This is a genomic window from Pyxidicoccus fallax (genome assembly GCF_012933655.1).
GTDB classification, from domain to species: Bacteria; Myxococcota; Myxococcia; order Myxococcales; family Myxococcaceae; genus Myxococcus; species Myxococcus fallax.
The window spans coordinates 1-20,467 of the sequence record NZ_JABBJJ010000229.1; the positions used below are offsets into that span (position 1 = coordinate 1).

The 20,467-nt window shown below is 70.0% G+C and carries 16 protein-coding genes; 8 read left to right on the forward strand and 8 right to left on the reverse strand.

Features of this window, described 5'->3' with window-relative positions:
* The first annotated feature begins 190 nt into the window (after nucleotides 1–190).
* From cysS to HG543_RS35830, 6 genes are all read left to right on the forward strand, one after another.
* A complete protein-coding gene (cysS, locus tag HG543_RS35805; RefSeq protein ID WP_169349406.1) occupies nucleotides 191–1,663 on the forward strand; it encodes a cysteine--tRNA ligase in 1,473 nt (490 codons plus the stop codon).
* 45 nt (nucleotides 1,664–1,708) lie between these two features.
* Nucleotides 1,709–3,412, forward strand: coding sequence for a M28 family metallopeptidase (locus HG543_RS35810; RefSeq protein WP_169349407.1), 1,704 nt, complete (start codon nucleotides 1,709–1,711; stop codon nucleotides 3,410–3,412).
* Between the two features lie 78 nt (nucleotides 3,413–3,490).
* Nucleotides 3,491–5,620, forward strand: a complete 2,130-nt coding sequence (gene uvrB / locus HG543_RS35815) for an excinuclease ABC subunit UvrB (protein ID WP_169349408.1) — start codon at nucleotides 3,491–3,493, stop codon at nucleotides 5,618–5,620.
* A 22-nt stretch (nucleotides 5,621–5,642) separates the two neighbouring features.
* Complete coding sequence (gene uvrC, locus HG543_RS35820; protein WP_169349409.1) at nucleotides 5,643–7,583, forward strand: excinuclease ABC subunit UvrC; 1,941 nt, start codon at nucleotides 5,643–5,645, stop codon at nucleotides 7,581–7,583.
* A 136-nt stretch (nucleotides 7,584–7,719) separates the two neighbouring features.
* On the forward strand, nucleotides 7,720–8,238 hold the full coding sequence (locus HG543_RS35825; protein ID WP_169349410.1) for a DUF507 family protein: 519 nt from the start codon (nucleotides 7,720–7,722) through the stop codon (nucleotides 8,236–8,238).
* A 67-nt stretch (nucleotides 8,239–8,305) separates the two neighbouring features.
* On the forward strand, nucleotides 8,306–10,399 hold the full coding sequence (locus tag HG543_RS35830; protein WP_211194385.1) for a hypothetical protein: 2,094 nt from the start codon (nucleotides 8,306–8,308) through the stop codon (nucleotides 10,397–10,399).
* A 12-nt stretch (nucleotides 10,400–10,411) separates the two neighbouring features.
* On the opposite strand, the gene HG543_RS35835 is transcribed toward HG543_RS35830, so the two are convergent.
* From HG543_RS35835 to HG543_RS35855, 5 genes are all read right to left on the reverse strand, one after another.
* Nucleotides 10,412–10,783, reverse strand: coding sequence for a hypothetical protein (locus tag HG543_RS35835; RefSeq protein WP_171818197.1), 372 nt, complete (start codon nucleotides 10,781–10,783; stop codon nucleotides 10,412–10,414).
* An 83-nt stretch (nucleotides 10,784–10,866) separates the two neighbouring features.
* Entirely contained in the window at nucleotides 10,867–11,961 is a 1,095-nt protein-coding gene (locus tag HG543_RS35840) for an imelysin family protein (protein ID WP_169349412.1), read from the reverse strand.
* Nucleotides 11,962–12,226: 265 nt separating this feature from the next.
* Complete coding sequence (locus HG543_RS35845) at nucleotides 12,227–13,129, reverse strand: DUF3108 domain-containing protein (protein WP_169349413.1); 903 nt, start codon at nucleotides 13,127–13,129, stop codon at nucleotides 12,227–12,229.
* Between the two features lie 20 nt (nucleotides 13,130–13,149).
* Nucleotides 13,150–14,835, reverse strand: coding sequence for a DUF4091 domain-containing protein (locus tag HG543_RS35850; RefSeq protein WP_169349414.1), 1,686 nt, complete (start codon nucleotides 14,833–14,835; stop codon nucleotides 13,150–13,152).
* Nucleotides 14,836–14,861: 26 nt separating this feature from the next.
* Nucleotides 14,862–15,668: a DUF3108 domain-containing protein gene (locus tag HG543_RS35855; RefSeq protein ID WP_169349415.1), complete on the reverse strand. Its 807-nt coding sequence runs from the start codon at nucleotides 15,666–15,668 to the stop codon at nucleotides 14,862–14,864.
* Between the two features lie 315 nt (nucleotides 15,669–15,983).
* On the opposite strand from HG543_RS35855, the gene HG543_RS35860 reads away from it, so the two are divergent.
* Nucleotides 15,984–16,190 (forward strand): hypothetical protein, encoded by a 207-nt coding sequence (locus HG543_RS35860; protein ID WP_169349416.1) that lies wholly within the window; start codon nucleotides 15,984–15,986, stop codon nucleotides 16,188–16,190.
* A gap of 27 nt (nucleotides 16,191–16,217) precedes the next feature.
* Here the strand turns inward: HG543_RS35860 and HG543_RS35865 are convergent, their stop codons facing one another.
* Both HG543_RS35865 and HG543_RS35870 read right to left on the reverse strand, forming a co-directional pair.
* A complete protein-coding gene (locus HG543_RS35865) occupies nucleotides 16,218–16,889 on the reverse strand; it encodes a YggS family pyridoxal phosphate-dependent enzyme (RefSeq protein ID WP_169349417.1) in 672 nt (223 codons plus the stop codon).
* Nucleotides 16,886–17,485 carry a Maf family protein gene (locus HG543_RS35870; RefSeq protein WP_169349418.1) on the reverse strand — a complete coding sequence of 200 codons (600 nt, stop codon included), beginning with the start codon at nucleotides 17,483–17,485 and terminating at the stop codon, nucleotides 16,886–16,888. Before HG543_RS35870 ends, HG543_RS35865 begins: the two co-directional genes overlap by 4 nt.
* 53 nt (nucleotides 17,486–17,538) lie before the next feature.
* On the opposite strand from HG543_RS35870, the gene HG543_RS35875 reads away from it, so the two are divergent.
* A complete protein-coding gene (locus HG543_RS35875; RefSeq protein ID WP_169349419.1) occupies nucleotides 17,539–18,627 on the forward strand; it encodes a GGDEF domain-containing protein in 1,089 nt (362 codons plus the stop codon).
* Between the two features lie 76 nt (nucleotides 18,628–18,703).
* Here HG543_RS35875 and HG543_RS35880 read toward each other — a convergent pair whose 3' ends face one another.
* On the reverse strand, nucleotides 18,704–20,275 hold the full coding sequence (locus HG543_RS35880; RefSeq protein ID WP_169349420.1) for a peptidylprolyl isomerase: 1,572 nt from the start codon (nucleotides 20,273–20,275) through the stop codon (nucleotides 18,704–18,706).
* Between the last annotated feature and the right edge of the window lie 192 nt (nucleotides 20,276–20,467).

The window sequence follows — 20,467 nt, forward strand, 5'->3', positions numbered from 1 at the left end:
GGCGCTTGGGATTCGGTGGAGCCATGTGGCCATTCTCCCTGATTGAAGGGCGGCGGGGAGGGGTGTCCTTTCCCGGCGTCCGAAGTCCACCATCCGCCTCGAATCCCCAGGCGAATGCTGGCCTGCCTGGGGACCGCGATCCTAGAGTGACGGCCACGCCCACCACCACAGGGACAGGAGAACGTCGCAAGTGACCCCGCCATCCATCCGGCTCTTCAACACGATGACCATGCAGAAGGAGCTGCTGGAGCCCGCCGTCCCCGGCGAGGTGGGTGTCTATGTGTGTGGACCCACGACCTATAGCTACATCCATATCGGTAATGCCCGCACCTTCACCTCGTTCGACGTGGTGGTCCGCTACCTCCGTCACCGGGGGATGAAGGTGAGGTACGTCCGCAACTACACGGACGTGGACGACAAAATCATCAAGGCCGCCGCCGAGACGGGCGAGACGGCGGTGGAGCTGTCGGCGCGCTACGTCGAAATCTTCCGCGAGGACGCCCGCGCGCTGCACCTGCTGGAGCCGGATGTGTCGCCCAAGGTCAGCGAGCACATCCCTGAAATCATCGGCATCATCCAGAAGCTCGTCGACAAGGGGCACGCCTACGCGTCGCAGGGCGACGTGTACTTCTCGGTGAGCAGCGACCCGGACTACGCGAAGCTGTCCAAGCGCAACCTGGATGACCTGTGCGTCGGCGAGCGCGTGCAGCCGGGCGAGCAGAAACGCGAGCCGCTGGACTTCGCCCTCTGGAAGGCGGCCAAGCCGGGCGAGCCCGCCTGGGAAAGCCCCTGGGGGCCCGGGCGGCCGGGCTGGCACATCGAGTGCTCCGCCATGAGCGCGAGGTACCTGGGCGAGTCCTTCGACATCCACGGCGGCGCGCTGGACCTCATCTTCCCGCACCACGAAAACGAGATTGCCCAGAGCGAGTCCGCCAGCGGCAAGCCCTTCGCGAAGTACTGGATGCACTGCGGCTTCCTGGACCTGGAAGGCGCGAAGATGTCCAAGTCGCTGGGCAACGTGGTGCGCCTGCGCGACGCGCTCGGGAAGGTGGACCCGGAGGCCCTGCGCTTCTTCTTCCTCTCCACGCACTACCGCCACCCGCTCAGCTTCACGGACAAGGGGCTGGCGGACGCGGAAGCGCGCATGGAGTACTTCTACGAGACGCTGCGCAAGGTGGACGAGCGCGTGGCGGGCAAGGACTTCGGCAAGGGCCCGGTGCATGGCGAGCCGCACCGCTTCTTCACCGAGTTCGAGGCCGCCATGGACGACGACTTCAACACCGCGGGCGCCCTGGGCTCGCTGTCCGGCCTCTTCGTGCTGATGAACGAGCTGGCGGACAAGCCCCCGGTCAAGGACAAGCCGCTCGTGGGCCGTACGCTCCAGGCGCTGCGCGAGGACGTGCGCAAGGCCTCCAGCGTCCTCGGCCTCTTCGAGGACGACCCGGCCCAGTGGCTCCTGCGCCGCCGCGAGCGCGCCGTGCGCGAGCGCGGCATCGACGTGGCGGAGGTGGAGCGGCTGATTGGTGAGCGGACGGCCGCTCGTGCCGCGAAGGACTTCGCCGCGGCGGACCGGGTGCGCGCCACGCTGAAGGAGAAGGGCGTGGACATCATGGACACGCCTGCTGGGACGACGTGGAAGGTGGCCCCGGCGCACGGCGGATGAGGCTGCTGCATGGGCCCGGAGCTTCGTGTTAGGGCTCCGGGCACCATGAAGCGCCTGTCGGCCCTGCTCCTTGCCCTGTGCTCCCTGCCCGCGCTCGCGCAGCGCGCGCCGCTCGTCACCGCCGCGGAGCAGTCCGCCGCGGGGAACATCGTCCCGGACGTGCTGCGCGCGCACGTGCGCTTCCTCGCGAGTGATTTGCTCGAGGGCCGTGGCCCCGGCACCCGCGGCGACGCGCTGGCCCAGGCGTACATCGCCTCGCAGTTCGAGGCGCTCGGGCTGAAGCCCGCCGCCGAGGACGGCTCGTACTTCCAGCGGTTCGACCTGGTGGGCATCACCAGCAACCCGCGGACGATGTCGTTCCGCGCGCCGGGCGGCTCGGCGGAGCTGAACTTCCACGACGAGTTCATCGCCGTGTCCGGCGTGCAGGCGCCCGAGGCGAAGCTGGAGGAGTCGGAGCTCGTCTTCGTGGGCTACGGCATCCAGGCGCCCGAGTACGAGTGGGACGACTTCAAGGGGATGGACCTGCGCGGCAAGACGCTGCTCATCCTCAACAACGACCCGGAAGACGACCCCAAGCTCTTCGGGGGCCGCACGCGGCTCTGGTACGGCCGCTGGGATTACAAGTACGAGCAGGCCGCCAAGGTGGGCGCGGCCGGCGCCATCATCATCCACACCACGCCCAGCGCGGGCTACCCGTGGCAGGTGGTGCAGACGTCGTGGACGGGCGAGCAGTTCGAATTGCCCGCCGCCGAGGACGTCCCGCGCGTGCAGGTGAAGGCGTGGACCACCGAGGCCGCCACGCGCCACGTGCTCCAGCTCGCCGGCAGGGACCTGGACGCGCTGAGGGCCGCCGCGCAGCAGCGGGACTTCCAGCCGGTGCCGCTCGGGGTGAAGGTGTCCACGCGCTTCACCAGTGAGGTGCGCCGCCGGCCCACCGCCAACGTGCTGGCGATGCTGCCCGGTGGTGACGCGAAGCTGGCCCAGGAGGTGGTGCTCTACAGCGCGCACCATGACCACCTGGGCAAGAAGGAGGGCGGCAAGCCGGGCGAGGACACCATCTACAACGGCGCGCTCGACAACGCGGCCGGCGTGTCGGCGATGCTCGCGGCGGCCAAGGCCTTCCGCGCGCTGCCCCAGCCTCCGCGCCGCTCCATCCTCTTCGCCGCCGTGGCCGCCGAGGAGCAGGGCCTCCTGGGCTCGCAGTACCTCGCCGAGCACCCGCCGGTGCCTCCCGGCCGCGTCGCCGCCAACATCAACATCGACGGCGCCAACATCCACGGCCGCACCCGCGACCTCACCGTCATCGGCCTGGGCAAGTCCAGCCTGGATGCGCTCATCGTCGGCCTGGCCAAGACGCAGGGCCGGGTGGTGAAGGCGGACCAGCTGTCCGACCGCGGCTTCTTCTACCGCTCGGACCAGTTCAACTTCGCCAAGCAGGGCATCCCCGCCGCCTACTTCGGCAGCGGCATGGACTTCGTGGGCCGGCCGGAGGGCTGGGGCAGGCAGCAGCGCGAGGCGTGGGAGGCGAGGCACTACCACCAGCCCTCCGACGAGCTGCGCCCGGAGTGGGACTTCTCCGGCGCCGTGGAGGACGTGCGCCTCTTCTTCCTCCTGGGCGCCCACATCGCGCGCTCGCCGGAGCTGCCCCGGTGGAATCGGGGTGACGAATTCGAGTCCGCCCGCCTGAAGGCCCTGGAGGCGCTCAAGGCCCCGAAGACGCCCCGCACGTCCGAGGGCGCGTCGAAGTAGCACGCGCTCCGTCCGCCGTCCGACGGGCAGGCACGAAGTGCCAGTCTCGGCGTCCGTGGAGTGTTAAACCTCACGGATATGCCCGAGTTCCAGATCGTCAGCGACCACAAGCCCGAGGGTGACCAGCCGAGAGCGATTGGAGAGCTCACGGAGGGCGTCCTGCGAGGCGACCGCTACCAGACCCTCCTGGGTGTCACGGGTTCAGGCAAGACGTTCACCATGGCGAACGTCATCGCCAACGTGAAGCGGCCCTCGCTCGTCATCGCCCACAACAAGACGCTGGCCGCCCAGCTCTACGGCGAGTTCAAGGCGCTCTTCCCGAACAACGCCGTCGAGTACTTCGTCTCGTACTACGACTACTACCAGCCCGAGGCGTACGTCCCGTCGACGGACACCTTCATCGAGAAGGACTCGTCCATCAACGACAACATCGAGCGGATGCGCCACTCGGCCACCCACTCGCTGCGCACCCGGGACGACGTCATCATCGTCGCCAGCGTGTCCTGCATCTACGGCCTCGGCGCGGCCCGCAGCTACGTGGACCTCGCCGTGCGCGTGGACGTGGGCGGCGCCATGGACCGCGACGCCTTCATGCGCCAGCTCGTGGAGGCCCAGTACGAGCGCAACGACCTGGACTTCCACCGCGGGACGTTCCGCGCGCGTGGCGACACCGTCGAGGTGTTCCCCGCGTACGAGGAGGAGCGCGCCGTGCGCGTCTCCTTCTTCGGCGACGAGGTGGAGAAGATCACCGAGTTCGACCCGCTGCGCGGCGTGACGATTGGCGCGCTGGACAAAATCGTCATCTTCCCCGCGAGCCACTACGTGGCCGGCGAGGACGTGCGCAAGCGCGCCCTGCAGACCATCCGCGACGAGCTGACCGAGCAGCTCCAGGTCTTCAAGCGCGAGGGCAAGCTGCTGGAGGCGCAGCGGCTGGAGCAGCGCACCATGTTCGACCTCGAGATGATCGAACAGGTGGGCTACTGCAGCGGCATCGAGAACTACTCGCGGCACTTCTCCGGCCGCGCCACGGGGGAGCCGCCTCCGTGCCTCATCGACTACTTCCCGCGCAACCTGATGGTCCTCATCGACGAGAGCCACCAGACGGTGCCGCAGATTGGCGCCATGTACCGCGGCGACCGCGCCCGCAAGGAGACGCTGGTCAACTTCGGCTTCCGTCTGCCCAGCGCGCTGGACAACCGTCCGCTGAAGTTCGGCGAGTTCGAGGAGCTGGTGCCCCAGGTCCTCTTCGTCTCCGCGACGCCGTCCGAGTACGAGCTGCAGAAGTCCCACGGCGTGGTGGTGGAGCAGATCATCCGCCCCACCGGCCTGACGGACCCCGAGGTGGAGGTGCGCCCCGTGGGCAACCAGGTCGACGACCTCCTGGAGGAGGTGCGCCTGCGCGTGGCCCGCCAGGAGCGCGTCCTGGTGACGACGCTCACCAAGCGCATGGCGGAGGACCTCACCGAGTACTTCGCCGATGTGGGCGTGCGCGTGCGCTACCTGCACTCGGACATCGACGCGATTGAGCGCACCGCCATCATCCGCGATTTGCGCAAGGGCGAGTTCGACGTGCTGGTGGGCATCAACCTCCTGCGCGAGGGCCTGGACATCCCCGAGGTGTCGCTGGTGGCCATCCTCGACGCGGACAAGGAGGGCTTCCTGCGCAGCCACGTGTCGCTCATCCAGACCATCGGCCGCGCGGCGCGAAACCTCCAGGGCCGCGTCATCATGTACGCGGACAACGTCACCGACTCGATGAAGAAGGCGCTGGAAGAGACGACGCGCCGCCGTGACATCCAGCGGCAATACAATCAGGACCACGGCATCACCCCGCGCTCGGTGAAGAGCAACATCACCGACCTGTCCGAGCACGAGGCCTACGACGCCGAGGACGCCGGTGCGCTGCCCATGGCCGCCGAGGGCGAGGACGACCTCCTGCAGCCCAGGGAGATCAAGCGGCTCATCGAGGAGTTCACCAAGGACATGCTCGCCGCCGCGGACGAGATGCAGTTCGAGAAGGCCGCCGAGTACCGCGACAAGGTGCAATTGCTCAAGGACATGGACCTGGGGCTCAAGCCGGCCTCGCGCTCGCTCCTCAGGGGCCCCGTGAAGAAGGCCGAGGACGCGGAGCCGGCGCGCGGGCGGGGCAGAGGCAAGGCCAGGTCGGGCGCGGGCGCGCGGACGTCCAGGGCCCGCGGACGTCGCTAGGCAGCGGGAGGAGACCGCGCGAATGGACGCGAAGCTCCAGGAGAAGCTGGACGCGTTGCCCACCGAACCCGGCGTGTACCTGATGAAGGACCGCCGCGGGATGATCATCTACGTCGGCAAGGCCATCAACCTGCGCAACCGGGTGCGCTCGTACTTCACGCGCACCGGGGACACGCGCGTCTTCGTGTCGCTGTTGGATCAGCTGCTCGGCGACATCGAGACGGTGCTCGTCAACAACGAGAAGGAGGCGCTCCTCCTCGAGAACGAGCTCATCAAGAAGCACAAGCCGCGCTTCAACGTGATGCTCAAGGATGACAAGCAGTTCATCTCCTTGAGGCTGGACCGCACCCAGGCGTACCCGCGCCTGGAAGTCGTGCGCAAGTACGAGAAGGACGGCGCGCGCTACTTCGGGCCGTACTCCAGCGCGGGCGCCATCCGCGAGACGCTGCGCATCATCAACCGCTACTTCCGCCTGCGCACCTGCACGGACCACGTGCTGGCCAATCGCAAGCGGCCGTGCCTGCTGCACCAGATTGGCCGCTGCCCCGCGCCGTGCGTCTACCCCGTGCCCCCCGAGGACTACCGGCGCAGCGTGGACGAGGTGACGATGTTCCTGGAGGGCAAGGCCAACGAGCTGGTGGAGGGCCTGCGCCTGCGCATGAAGCGCGCCTCGCAGGAGCTGAAGTTCGAGGAGGCCGCGCGCTTGCGCGACCAGCTCCAGGCCATCGAGCGCAGCCTGGAGCGGCAGAAGGTGGCCACCACGGACTTCAAGGACCAGGACGTCTTCGCCCTCTTCCGCGAGGGGGACCGCATCCTGTTCTACGTCCTCTGGGTGCGGCAGGGCCGCCTCAACGGCGGGCAGGCCTTCCCCTTCGGCAGCCAGGAGTTCCCCGACGCGGAGCTGCTGTCGTCCTTCGTCAACCTCTACTACGACCAGGGCAGCTTCGTGCCGGAGGAGGTGCTGCTGCCGCTGGAGCCCGACGACGGCACGGACGGCCTGGAAGCCCTGCTCAGCGAGCGGAAGGGCGAGCGCGTGCGTGTGCTCGTGCCCAAGCGCGGCGAGAAGCACGACCTCGTGCAGATGGCCGTGAAGAACGCCGAACAGGCCTTCGTGGAGCGCCGCCGCACCAAGGACGAGACGGACGGCGTGCTGTCGCGCCTCCAGCAGAAGCTGGGCCTGCGCAACTTCCCGCGCCGCATGGAGTGCTTCGACATCTCGCACTTCCAGGGCTCGGCCATCGTCGCCTCGCAGGTGGCGGTGACGGATGGCGAAACGGACAAGTCTCGCTATCGCAAGTACAAAATCAAGACATTGGAGAAGCAGGACGACTTCGCCAGCATGTACGAGGTCGTGACGCGCCGGCTCAAGCGGGGGCAGGAGGACAATGATTTGCCCGACCTGCTCGTCATCGACGGCGGCAAGGGGCAGCTCGCCAGCGCGCACGCGGCCATGAAGGACCTGGGCGTGGAGACGGTGGACGTGGTGGGCCTGGCCAAGAGCCGCGACCTGGAGGTGTTCGACCGGGACGAGGAGAGCGCCAGGAGCCCCGAGCGCATCTTCGTGGTGGGCCGCAAGGACCCCATCGTCCTGCCGCAGAACTCGGCGGAGATGTTCATGCTGACGCGCATGCGGGACGAGGCCCACCGCTTCGCCATCACCTTCCAGAAGCAGGTGCTGCGCAAGAGTCGGGTCCGCTCTGCCCTGGAGGACATTCCCGGGGTGGGGGAGACGCGGCGGAAGATGCTGCTGCGCCACTTCGGTTCTCTCAAACGGGTGGGCGAGGCCACCATCGAGGAGTTGGCGGAAGTGGTCGGCCCGGCCGTGGCCGAGCGGGTCCATGCGGGGCTGCACGGCCACCCCGAAGAGGATGCGGAAGACCCCGTACGTCAGGCCTCGCTGGACGACGCGAGCGAGCCGGTGAACGAAAAATCGCAGGGAGGGTCGCCACCCGGAGCAGCGTGATTAATTTCCGCTGCAGACCACGGGGGGAGGCGCGCTGAAACCGCGAAGTTCCCGGGGTTTTTCATTGCGACTGGGCTCGGCGCTGATTTATAGCGGATGACGATCCGAGCATGTTTCTAGAGGGTGAGGGACCGACATGAGGCTGTATCCGAAGGTGATCCCGATCATCTCGCGCGAAGGAATCCAGCAGCTCATGCAGGACGGGGACATCGAGGTGGAGCCGATGCGCGTGGCTGACGCCGAGATGGACCTGTCGGCCATCATGCGCGAGTACCTTGCCAACGAAGAGCGTGTGAACCAGGCGACGCGCGAGGCACTGGAGCGTCGCGGATATGACTACTCGAAGTTCAACCAGGTGAAGCGCGAGATGGCGGACGTCCGCGGCTTCAAGATGGGCGACGAGGGCATCGAGTACGTCATCAACCAGATGATTGAGTTCCTGCTCATCAGCCGGAACGTCGAAGAGGTGTACGCGGCCGACAACGTGCTGCGTCAGAAGCTCTTCGCGGTGATGAAGCGGCATCTGGACGTGGACGACGAAATCGACAAGGAGGCCCGCTCCCGCCTGAAGCACCTGCAGGAGGGCACGAGCGCCTTCGACATCGAGTACAACAAGACGGTCGAGCAGATTCGCCGCGCGCGGGGCCTCATCTAGCTTTTCGGGGAGGGGACTGCCGCGCCCCGCTCCGCTGCCTACCTTGTGAGACAAGGAGGCAGCGTCGATGGCGGGACCCTTCACCTCGTTTCTTCTGTCAGGTCTGCTGGCCACGTCGCCAGGCGGGTTCACGTTCGAGGGCCGGGAGGCCAGCGCGAGGACCGAGCGGCCAGACGGCTTCTTCATCCAAGGACCCCTGCCCTTCACGGACCTCTCGGAGCGAGGCTTCGGGAGCGCGTCATTGACGGTGGAGGACCGGGTCTCCCTGCCGGGCGCCACCTACGGTGACACGGGGCAGCTGTCCGCCACGTTCCGGGTGGGCGGCGTGGAGTACCGCGTCGAGCTGACGAAGCCCGGTTTCCCGCCTCCCCAGGCGATGGGGCGTACCGTCTCGGGGCCGCTGCCCCGGCCGCCGCCTCATGCGATTGGCGGCGGCGTGCTGCTGGACGTGCCGATGTACGGCGACAGCGGGCTGGGCTGGGCGGCGATGACGCGCACGCACGCGGCCGTGGCGGTGTGGGGCGTGGGCAGCGTGTGGCGCAACGGGCAGCTGCTCACGAACTCGGCCTTCGTCCACGCGGCGGCGCTGGCGGCGGGCGCGTTCGCGGATGACGACACGCACCGGCTGCTGCGGCAGGCGCGCTTCGGGGACTCGGAGCTGGTGGTGGTGGCGTGGAACCTGCCGCCGAACCTGGAGCCGCGCGGCTTCGTCCAGTTCGTGCTGGAGGACGTGGACATCTCCGTGGACGGCACGGACGTGCCCTCGGTGGCCTTCCTGGAGAATACGGGGAACCCACCGGTGGACTGGCGGCTGCTGACGCCGGTGCCGCCCGCGACCATTCTCGGCGCGCCGCCCACGGCGTCGCCGGCTCCCGCGGGCGCGGGCGAGGAAGGGGACGGTGCCACGGCCGGGAGCACGGCGCTGGCCACGTCGCCGGGCGGCGCTCCGGAGACGACGCCGGGGGCGCAGAACGCCCTGGGCGCGGCCGGTGGAGGCCGGGACATCATCGGCACCGCGGGCGGCGGCGTGGTGGCCGTGGGCGGCTCCACCATCGGCGGCGAGGGGACGGGTGGCAGCGGCACGGCGGGCATGGATGGCACCGGCGGCGGCGGTGGGACGGGCGTCGGAGCTGGAACCGGGACGGGCGTCGATACCGGCATCGGCGATGCGCCCGGCACCGGCGCGGGCCTGTCCAGCGATACGGGCACCGGCGCCGGTACCGGGACGGGTACGGGGACGGGGACGGGGACGGGCATCGGCCTGGGCGGTGGCACCGGCGTTGGAACCGGGACGGGGACGGACTTCGGCGTCGGAACCCCGGGGAGCGGCGCCGACACGGGCTTCGGCTTCGGACGGAACGTGGCGACGGGCACGTTGCCGACGACGACCCCGAGCGGTGCCGCGCTCCCCGCGGGGCAGACCGGGGTGATTGGAGGGCCGGTGACGGCGACGACCCCCGCGCCCGCGGTGGGCTCGGGCGCGTTCGCGGGGACCGGGCTGCCCTCGGTGGGCGGCGTGGCTGGCGGCGCGGCCGTGACGCCTCCGGGCTCGGCGATTGGGCCGGCGCTGCCGGGCTCGCAGGTGCCGGGCCTTCCGGTGACGCCGGATGTGACGAGCGGCACGTTCCCCGTCACCGGCGCGCCGAATCCTCCGGTGAACATCTCCGGTGTACTGCCGGGCACCCCGGCGCCGGGTTCGCCCCAGGCCGCGGACGGCGTGCTCGTGCCGGGCACGGCGCCGCCGGGGACTCCGTCGGGCTTCGGTCCGGCGCCGCGCCCGTTCGGGCAGCCTCCGGGGACGGGGACCGTGGGCACCTTCTCGGTGCAGGCGCAGGCGCCCGGCGGCTTCGAGGCGTTCCAGGGACAGGCCCAGGTGACGACGGGGTTCATCGCCACGGTGCCGCCGCTGAACTCGGACTCGGCGACGCCGCCGCCCGCGCTGCTGGGCACGCCCGCGCCGCTCAACGCCGGTCAGGCGCCGCCGCTGCTGGGCACGCCCGCGCCGCTCACCGCGGGTCCGGCCACGCCGCTTCCCGCGGCGCCTTCGCCGGCCAACGTGACGCCGGGCACCACCACCGCGGCGCCAGGCGCGGCGGCTCCGGCGGCGCCGGTGGCGGCCCCGGGCACGCCTGGAGGAACGGCGGTTCCGCCGTCCATCTGACGGTGGGAGGACTCAGCGCGAGCGCGTGGCGGCCTGGGCCTGCTGCTTCAGGCTCGCGGCCTGGGCCAGGCGCTTGCGCAGCTGGACGATGAGGTGGTGCAGGTAGTCCAGGCGCTGGAGGACGCGCAGGTCCTCGCCGACCTCCAGCAGCTCCACCGGAGACAGGTCCTCCGCGCGCAGCGTGTCCAGCAGGTCCGTGAAGTGGGCCTCCACGTCACCGAGCGCGTCCAGCCCCTCGCGCAGGTCATCCTCGAGCAGGTCGACCAGCACGGCCGAGTCCGTGCGGGCCGGCAGCGAGCGGGCAAGCCGCTCCATGGCCACGCGGACCGGGTCGGCGCGGCGCAACGGCGCGGGGGCGGCGAGGGCGAGGGCCGGAGGGGGCATGCCCATGACGCTACAGGCAGGTAGCACTCCGTCAATTTTCCGGCGGTGGTGCGGGGCCGCCCCGGCCGCGTCCGCCCCTCACCTCACGGAATCACCCGCGGCAGCACGTCCCGCTGGAAGGTGCCGTGGACCTTGCGCACGGCGTCCCGCGCGGCCTCGATTTCATCCGCGGACGCCGGGGCGCCGAGGGCCTCGGGGAAGGGCTCGGGAAGCTTCTCGAGCGCCTGGAGGGCCTGGGTCAGCTCGCCGCGAACCCGGGCGTCCACGTCCGTGCCGAAGCCCACCACGTCCCGCAGCGTCTGCCCCTGCACCGCCACGTCGGCCGCGTGGCCGAGGTACACGCTCTCCACGCCCCGCAGGTTCTCGACGAGGTCGCTCACCGACGCGCGCGCGAACTGGTTCTCCAGCAGGCTCGGGTCCTTCGCTTCATACGGGGCCGTGAGCTTCGCGGTGGCGACCTCGTCGAGGAGGTCGATGACGCCGTCCACCATCCGCTTCGCGGACACCCGCACCGCCGGCTCAATCGCGTCGGCGGACAGCCCCGTGCCGGCCAGCGTGTCCCGGTACGGCGGCTGGCCCGCGGTGGTTTGCGTCCACGCGCCCGTCAGCGCGGCGCCCACGGACTTCATCTCCTCCGTCACGAGGGTGAGGTACTCGAGCTCGCGCGGCGTCAGCGACTCCGCCGCCCGGGCACCGTCCTCGCCGAAGAGCACGTACTCCACGGCGTGGAAGCCCCGCTGCGTCGCGGGCAGGCCGCGCACGGACTCCGCCGTGAGCACGCCGTCATTGGCGAACACCCCGTCCAGCGCCGCCCGGTCCACCGGCCAGCTGTCCAGCGCCGAGGCATGCCCGTCGCTGTCCGCCGGGCCGAAGAGGAAGGCCTCGCTGCGCGCCCAGGGCTCGCGCGCGGCGAGCCACGCCTGCCGCGCCGCCGCCAGCCGTGCCTCGGTGGGCTCGCTCCTCAGCGCCCGCGCCGCCGCGTCCAGCGCGTCCAGCCGCGTGGCGAGCCGCTCGTACGTGGGCACCGCCACCGCGTCCGCGAAGTTGGTGAGCAGCTCCTGCTTCAGGATGGGCTCGGGCGGCAGGTCGCAGCAGACCGCGCTCGGGCAGGCACTCAGCATCAGCGCGCCCGACAGGAACACCGGGGCCAGCAGGAGACGGACGGAGAAGCGCTTCATCAGACACCTTCCTTGCAACGAGCGTCACAAGACGCCCGCGGAGAGTCGCAACGTGTTCTCCGGCCGGAACGGCGCTGCACCGAGGCGGGGAGCGACAGCAGATGCCGCGTCCACCGCCTGGACGATTTCCGCCGCGCACACTAGCGCCACCCAATTGAGGCTGCAAACCACTCTCAATACCGGGAAACGAAAAAGCCCGAGGCGCAAGTACTTCGGCCTCGGGCTTCCCGGATGTTGCGCGTGGGCGAGCGCTATGGCTGGTGGCTCACCACTTCATGTCCTCTTCGCCACCGGCCTCCTGGCGCTTCTCGCCGGGGCGGGACACGGAGGTGAGGGTGGCGCGCACGGCGCCCAGGTCCAGGGTGCCCACGGCGGCCAGGGGCAGGCGGCGGGTGTCGTCGGAAATCCACACGTGCACCTCGCGCTTCTGCGAGGGCTTGTCCAGGCGGATGGCCGTGCCCGTCATGTGCCACGCGTTGAACTGGCCCAGCGGCGTCGTCACCTGCTCGCGCTTGAGCACCGCGCCCTGCATGCGCCACAGGCGGCGCACGCCGTACACGTCGAAGCACACCTGCAGGTTCTCCTGCAGCGGCAGCTGGCGCAGCAGGTAGATGGAGCCGGCCACGTCCAGGCCGTCCTTGTCATAGGTGTAGTTGAACTGGCCCTTGGGCCGCTTGCCAATCTGGTAGTCCACCTTCACGGAGCGGTCCTTCTGGCCGAAGGCGACCTCCACCTTGCGGCGCATCTCGTTCTCCGTGGTGTCCTCCACGTAGCGGCGGGGCCGCAGCGTGCGCGGGTGCAGGTACGTGGTGGCGCTGCCGTGGACCCGGCGCACCTTGGAGAAGAAGGAGTTGGTCTGCGCCTCCACCTCCACCGGCAGGTGCCCGTCCTTCGGCTTCTGCACGCGCATGGTCATCTTCCCGGCCTGGGCGCCCATGGCGTCCAGGTCGAACTCGAGCACCTCGCCGGGCATGAAGGCCATGGGCGTGCGCAGCGCCGGCAGGGCCTGCGCGCAGGGCGCCACGGTGAGGGGGACCTCCGGTTCCTTCGCCGTCTCCGCCGGCTTGTCACCATCCGGCTTGTCCGCCTCCGCGTCCGGGAGCTGGGCCCAGGCGGTGGCGGTGGAGAGGGACAGCCAGGCCGCGAGGAGGGTGCGCATGGAGCTCATCCTTTTCCTTCCACTCAAGACTACGGGGTGCTGTCGGGCGTCTGACGGCCCGGGCGCTTCGCATATTCGGATTCCGACCAAAGCTTCCGGAGCCGGGCCGTGACTTCCTGACGGACCGACTCCCATTGTCCCGCATCCCGGGTGATGTCCCAACCCGAGCGGGCCAGCCGCCGCGCGGCTGCCTGGGCAAAGGCGCCGTCACCCAGCTCCGTCAGGAGGCGGAGGTACTCGTAGTCCTCCAGCCCGTCGCGGATGTGCTTGAGGCGCAGGCTGACCACGGGCTGGTGCCCTTGCGTCCCCAGCCGCGCGGGCGTGCCCGGGTAGAAGAGGGTGCCGTCGCCGTTGCCGCCGAACTCGAAGACGTCCGCCCACACGTCCTTCTTCGTGTTGTAGGCGAAGACGGTGTCGTAATAGAGCTCGCCGTCCACTCCGGACGCGTAGGCCATCACGCCCATGGCCCGGTTGAGCGGAGCGGGGTGGTCCACCATGTAGGAAGCCCACCCGCTGTAGGCGGCGTCCACGGCCTTGTCCTCCGGAGGCCCGCCGCTGCAGCCATGGGAGTTGCAGCTCTGGTACCACCACACCTTCGCGCGCTTCGGCAGCCGCGCGCGCAGCGTGCCCGGCGTCAACACGGTGCGGCACGTCTGCGGCCCGGGGCGCGGGTAGAAGCAGTTGATGGTGGGCGTGGGGATGTCCGCCGCGACGCGCAGCGAGTCATCCAGCGGGCTGGTGACGAGCACGGGGATGCCGCCCGCGGCGCGCACCCGCTTCGACTGGGCCTGCACCAGCGGGACGTCCTCCGGCTTCGGCTCGTCCTTCGCGTAGAAGAACAGCTGCGCCGGCCAGCCCTTCTGGCGGAAGTGCTCGGCGAAGGCGCGGTAGTACGCCGTCTTCTCCGCGTCCGTGGACGCCTGCCGGCTGTCACGCACCTCGGCGGTGGTGAAGCGCGCTCCCGAGGGCAGCAGGCTGCCGTCGAGGAAGGGCCCCATCTCCGCGTCGTACGCGCGCCAGTCCACCACCGCGCGGCCATTCTCGAAGCGCACCGGCGGCGGCGACATGCTCATGCCGTGCGCGCTCACCCGGTGCTCCAGCAGGGTGCGCCCGTACGCGCGCAGCAGCTCCCGCGCCTCCGGGGACTCCGGCGACACGCCGTGCCCGCGCGCGATGCTGTACAGCGAGATGCCGAAGCTGGTGGGCAGCGACGCGGTGGCCGGCAGCGCGAAGGGCTGCACCTCCACGGAGAAGGGGACGGGCACGGCCCGCGCGTCACCCGCCTTCACCTTCAGCTCGCCGCGGTAGGTACCCGGCGCCTGCTTCTCCGGCGCGCACACTTCCACGTAGAGGACGGCGGGGTGGCTCGCGTTTGTGACAGGCGCCTCCACCGGCACCAGCGCGTCCGGCCAGGGGCCGGGGCGGCCCTCTCCGTTGGACGGCGTCTTCACGTCCACGAAGACCTGGCGCCACACGGAGGCCTTCAGCTCGGCCCCGGGGCCCTTCAGCGCCAGCGGCTCCACCCGCGCGCGCTCCACGCGCCCGGGCAGCACCACCTGCGTGGCCTCGCACTCACCCCGGGCCACGCTGAGCCGTGCCTCGCGGCTTCCCTCCACCGCGACACCCGGCCGAATCTTCACCAGGGGCGACACCACCTGAGGCCCCGGGGTGGCGGACATCGCCGCCACCACTGCCCACGCCCATCCCGCTCCCATCCGCCCCCTTCACTTCCCGGCGTCCGTTATTCGCCGTTCTCCGCGCGGGCCACCGCCATGACCCGGCCCGGCTTGTAGTCGGTGATTTCCGCCACCATCGTCCCCAGCGCGAACTCCGCCTCCACGCGCACCGGCACGTGGTTGGGGTCCGTGGTGAAGTACGCGAACATGTCCCGCTTGGTGTTCAGGTTGCCGCCGAACTCGGCCTGCACCCGGACCTTGAAGACCTCCTTCGGCCCCAGCTCCGTCTTCAGCGCCTCGCGCGACTCCACCTTCGCGCGCATGGTGAAGCTCTTGCTGCCCGTGAAGACGGGATAGGCGTACTCCCGGCCCACCTCCAGGTCGCGGTTGCGCAGCGCGAAGGTGGCGCCCGTCACGTCCAGCGTGCCCGCCTCCACCTCGCGCGTGGACTCGCGGGCCGCCTCGCCCTGCTTCTGCTTCACCACGAGCGCGCTCCGGCCATCCGGCTGCATCTTGATGCGCTGGCGGCGGCGCTTGCCGTTCTCGTCCGCGTGCAAATCACTGCCGAGCACGCGCTCCCCCTGGGGCTGCCAGTAGGAGACGAACTTGTCCTTGATGGGCCACACGCCGATGAGGTCGTGGCTCTTCGCGACGGCGACGATGGGCCACACGTCCTCACCCCACTGCTTCATGGTCGCGCCCACCGTCACCTCCGCGGTGCCCGCCGTCACGCCGAGGTACTTCACCCGATACTGGGACTGCTCACCGGGGCCGAACGCCGGACTGCTGGAAGACTCCTGGGCCATGGCCGTCGCCGACCACACCAGGCCCGCCAGCACCGCCGCGAACCCCCACTTGGACTGCGCACGCATCGAGTGAGCTCCCTCGCTAGGAAGTTAAGTAGCCTGGTCGAAGTCCGCCAGACCCGCCCCCGAACCATTCCCGACGCCGCCCATTTCCATTGACGTGCCTGGTGTCCAGGCATTCAAAGGGTGCCCGCTCGCTTCACGAGGAGGCGGACGCAAGCGTCGCGGGGGCCACACTCTCGCATGCATGGCCGACCCGGCGCCTCCCGCCCCCCCGCGCCCGGCCGCCCTCCATGCGGCTTGCGGTGTCCACCGGAGGACAGCGCTGGTAGCCTTCCGTCCGGGCGCCACCGAGTGGCGCCACACCTGACAGGAGGGCGGATGGCCAGCGACTTCGATGATGATGATGACAAGGGCTCGTCGAGCGGCAGCCGGGTCTTGAAGGAGTTCGACTGCCCGAGCTGCAACGCCAACAACCCCGTGGACGAGACCTTCACCGATCAGGACGAGGTGCGCTGCAACTACTGCGGCTCCGAGTTCAAGGTCACCATCACCTCGGAGGGGCGGGTGAAGTACAAGGAGGTGTGAGGCCGGCCCGGCGCGCGGGCCCGCGGCTCACGCGCGCTCGCCGAAGATGGCGGTGCCCACGCGCACCACGGTGGCGCCTTCCTGGATGGCCAGCTCGAAGTCGTGCGTGGTTCCCATGGACAGGCCCGGCAGGCCGTGCGTCCGGGCCAGCTCCCGCAGCGTCTGGAAGTAGCCGCGCGCCCGCGCCTCGTCGTCGGTGGGCGGCGGCAGCGACATGAGCCCCACGAGCTGGAGGCCCGGCAGGGCGCGGGCCTCGGCCAGGAAGTCACCGAGCGCGCCGGGCTCCAGGCCGCTCTTGGTGTCCTCGCCGCCCACGTTCACCTCGACGTAGCAGGGCAGGGGAGAGGTGCCCTCGCGGCGCTTGGACATCTCCTTCGCCACCTCGAGGCGGTCCAGCGCGTGGAAGCCGCCGGCCACGCGCGCCACGTACTTCACCTTGTTCGTCTGCAGCGGGCCGATGGCGTGCCAGCGCAGGCCCTCGAGGTCCGCCAGCTCCGCGGCCTTGTCGCGCAGCTCCTGCGCGTAGTTCTCTCCGAAGTCCCGCTGGCCCGCGGCGTACGCCTCGCGGATGAGCGCCGCCGGCTTCAGCTTGGACACCGCCACCAGCGTCACCGACTCCACCGGCCGCCCGGCGCGCGCGCACGCCGCCGCCACCCGCTCGCGTACCGCCGCCAGTCGCTCCGCGACGCTTCCACTCATGGTGACGCCCTCCACGGCAGCGGCACCCCGGCGCGCGCCAGCAGCGCCAGGGTCTCTCCCAGCGGCAGGCCGATGACGTTGGTGGGGCTGCCGTCCACCGCCGCCACGAGAAATCCACCGCGGCCCTGGACGGCGTACGCACCCGCCTTGTCCAGCGGCTCGCCGGTGCCCGCGTACCAGGCAATCTCCTCCTGACTGAGTGCCCGGAAGGTGACACGCGTGCGCACGACGAGGGCCTCGTCGTGCCGGCCCGCCAGCGCCACGCCGGTGTGCACCGCGTGGGTGCGCCCGGACAGGCGGGAGAGCATGGCCTTCGCCTCCTCGGCATCCCGAGGCTTGCCCAGCAGCTCCGACTCCAGGGCCACCGTGGTGTCGGCGGCGAGCACCCAGGCGCCCGGGTGGCGGGCGGCCACCGCGCGGGCCTTCTCCCGGGCCAGCCTCAGCACGTAGGCCTCGGCCGCCTCCTTGGCGTGGGGCGTTTCGTCGATGTCCGCCGCCGAGACGGTGAAGGCGAGGCCCAGCTGTGACAACAATTCCCTGCGCCGCGGCGACGCGGATGCCAGGATGAGGGACGTTTGATCAGCGTTCGTGTGCATGTTACGGCTCGGGGCGGCCTTACCAGACTTGCGCCTCGGAGTGGACTCTTCGGATGAAGCCCGCAGACCTCCTGTCGGCCATGAAGCGGACGGTGGAGCAGCTCGCCGCCTACAACGAGATGGCCAAGGCGCTGACCTCCACGCTGGAGCTGCGCGAGGTGCTGGCGCTCGTCATGCAGAAGGTCAGCAGCCTGCTGTTGCCCCGCAACTGGTCTCTCATTCTTCAAGACGAGCGCACCGGGAAGCTCTACTTCGAAATCGCGGTGGGTGACGGCGCCGAGGTCCTCAAGGGCCTCCAGCTCAACCCGGGCGAGGGCATCGCCGGGGCCGTCTTCTCCTCCGGCGTCGCCCGGCTCGTCCACGACGTGGGAGGAGACCCGAGCTTCGCGCCCCGCTTCGACCAGGCCTCCGCCTTCCACACCCGCTCCATCCTCGCCGTGCCCCTCATCGCCCGCGGCCGGGTGCTGGGCATCATCGAGCTGGTCAACGGCCCGTCCGACCCGCCCTTCACCAACGAGGACCTCACCACCCTCACCGCCATCGCCGACTACGCGGCCATCGCGATTGAGAACGCGCGCAACTTCCGCCGGGTGCAGGAGCTCACGATTACCGACGAGCACACCGGCTGCTACAACGCCCGGCACCTGCGCGCGCTGCTGGACCACGAGGTGAAGCGCGCCACGCGCTTCCGTCACCCGCTGTCGCTCGTCTTCCTGGACCTGGACCACTTCAAGAGCATCAACGACACCCACGGGCACCTGATGGGCAGCGCGGCCCTGAAGGAAGTCGGGGACATGCTCATCGCCCTGGGGCGGCAGAACCTGGACGCCGTCTTCCGCTATGGCGGAGACGAGTTCGCCGTGCTGCTGGTGGAGACCGATTTGGACGGGGCGGCCGTCATCGGCCAGCGCATCTGCGAGGCCTTCCGGGGGCGCGCCTTCCTCAAGGACCACGGGCTGGACGTGCGCCTCACCGCCAGCGTCGGCGTGGCCACCTTCCCGGACCACGCCATGTCCGCCATGGACCTCATCCGCGCGGCGGACTTCGCCATGTACGCGGCCAAGGCCCGGGGGCGTGACGGTCTCTGCGTCGCGGTGCCGTCCACCCCGGACACCGGCTCGTCGGACTTCCCCGTGCGCTGAAAAGGCCAGGGGCCGCGGAAGGGGCACGAAACCCCCTCGGCGGCCCCGAGGCACTGCCCTGGGAAGGGGGAAGCGGCTAGCCCGCGCCCACCACGGAGTCGATGGCCTGGGTGTTGGTCACCACGGTGCCATTCTTCTTGAGCGCCTTGAGGAAGGACTCCGTCAGCTCAATGGACTTGGCCTGACGGGCCTGGTTGCGCAGCTCCTCCTTGCGCTTGTCGAAGCCCGCGGCGTCCGGCTTCTGGCGCTCCACCACCTGCGCCACCACGAAGCCCTCGCCGGCCGGGAAGACCTGGTCCAGCGCTTGCGGGCCGTTGACGGCGAAGGCCGCCTTCACCAGCGCGGGCGCGGGGCCCAGGTGCGGCACCGCCTCACCCTCGGCGGTGAAGCTGTCCGTCTCCACGGCCTCCGGACGCGTCTCCGTCTCGAAGCGCAGCAGGGCCGGCTGCTCCTTCTCCGGCGGGAAGAGGCCCTTCAGGTCCTTGCCACCCTTCACCGTGGCCAGCGCCTTCTCGGCCTCGGCCTTGGCCATCTCCTTCGCGCGCTCCTGCTTGATGAGCGTGGTGGCAATCTCGTCCTGGACCTCCTCCAGCTTCTTGTCCTGGGCGGGCTGCTTCTCGTCCACCTTCACCAGGTGCACGCCGAACTTCGTCTCCACCGGCTGCGTCATCTCCCCGGCCTTGAGCGCGAAGGCCGCGTCCGCCAGCGCCGGCTCCCAGCTGCCGCGCTCCACCCAGCCCAGGTCGCCACCGCGCGCCTTGCTGCCCGGGTCCTCGCTGCTCTCGCGCGCCACGGCGGCGAAGTCCTTGCCGCCCTCGATTTCCTTGCGCAGCGCCTCGGCCTTGGCCTTCGCCTGGGCCTTCTGCTCGGCGGTGGCGTCCGGGGCCAGCTTCACCAGCACCTGCCGCGCGCGGATGCGCTCCGGCTGCTGGTACACGAAGCGGTTGGCCTCGTAGTAGTCCTTGATTTCCTTCTCGTGCGTCTTCTTCCACTCGGCCAGCTGCGCCGGGGTGGGAGCGGGGATCTTCTCCGCGTACATGGTGGGCAGGAAGCGCGCGAAGACGACCTTGGCCTGGTTGCCCTCCTTCTCGTAGCGGGCGCGGACCTCGTCGTCGGAGACGACGGCGCCGGCGCGCACCACGTCCACCATCTTCTGGGCGGCCAGCTGGCGGCGCAGCTCCGCCTCGAAGTCCTGCGGCGTCTTCCGGTAGAAGTCGCGCAGCACCTGCTGGTAGCGGGCGAAGTCGAACTGGCCCTCCTTGTTATGGAAGTCCGTGTTCTGGTGGATGAGCTTGCGCAGCTCCTCGTCGGACGGGTTGATGCCGTGGCGCTCGGCCGCCTGGGCGAGCAGCTCGGTGTTCACCAGGCGGTCGAGCACCTGGTTGTGCATGCCGAACTGGCGGGCCATGGACTCGGGGATGGGGCTTCCCTGTGCGCGCAGGAAGTTCATCTGTCGGGCCCACGCGGCGGCGAAGTCCCTCATGGGGATTTCCTTGCCGTTCACCGTGGCCACCGAGCCAGGGGCCGTCGCCTGCGTGCCGGTGCCGCCGAAGCCGCTGCTGCCCGGCCCGAACGACAGCGTGAACACCACCGCGATGGCGATGATGAACACCAGCGAGAAGACCTTCCGGGGATTCAGACCGTCCATTGTCGTCACTTCGAGGGCAAACACGCCGAGAAATGCCGTGCGGAAGGCTTCGCGGCGCGGTGTTGTTGGTAGCCCGGCCGGTGGGTGGTGGAGCTACGACCACCATCGATACAGGGCCTTGACTGCCTAGGACAACGCACCGGAAAATGCAAGCGATTTAGAGACTTTAGCCCTGTCTCTTATAAACATCTG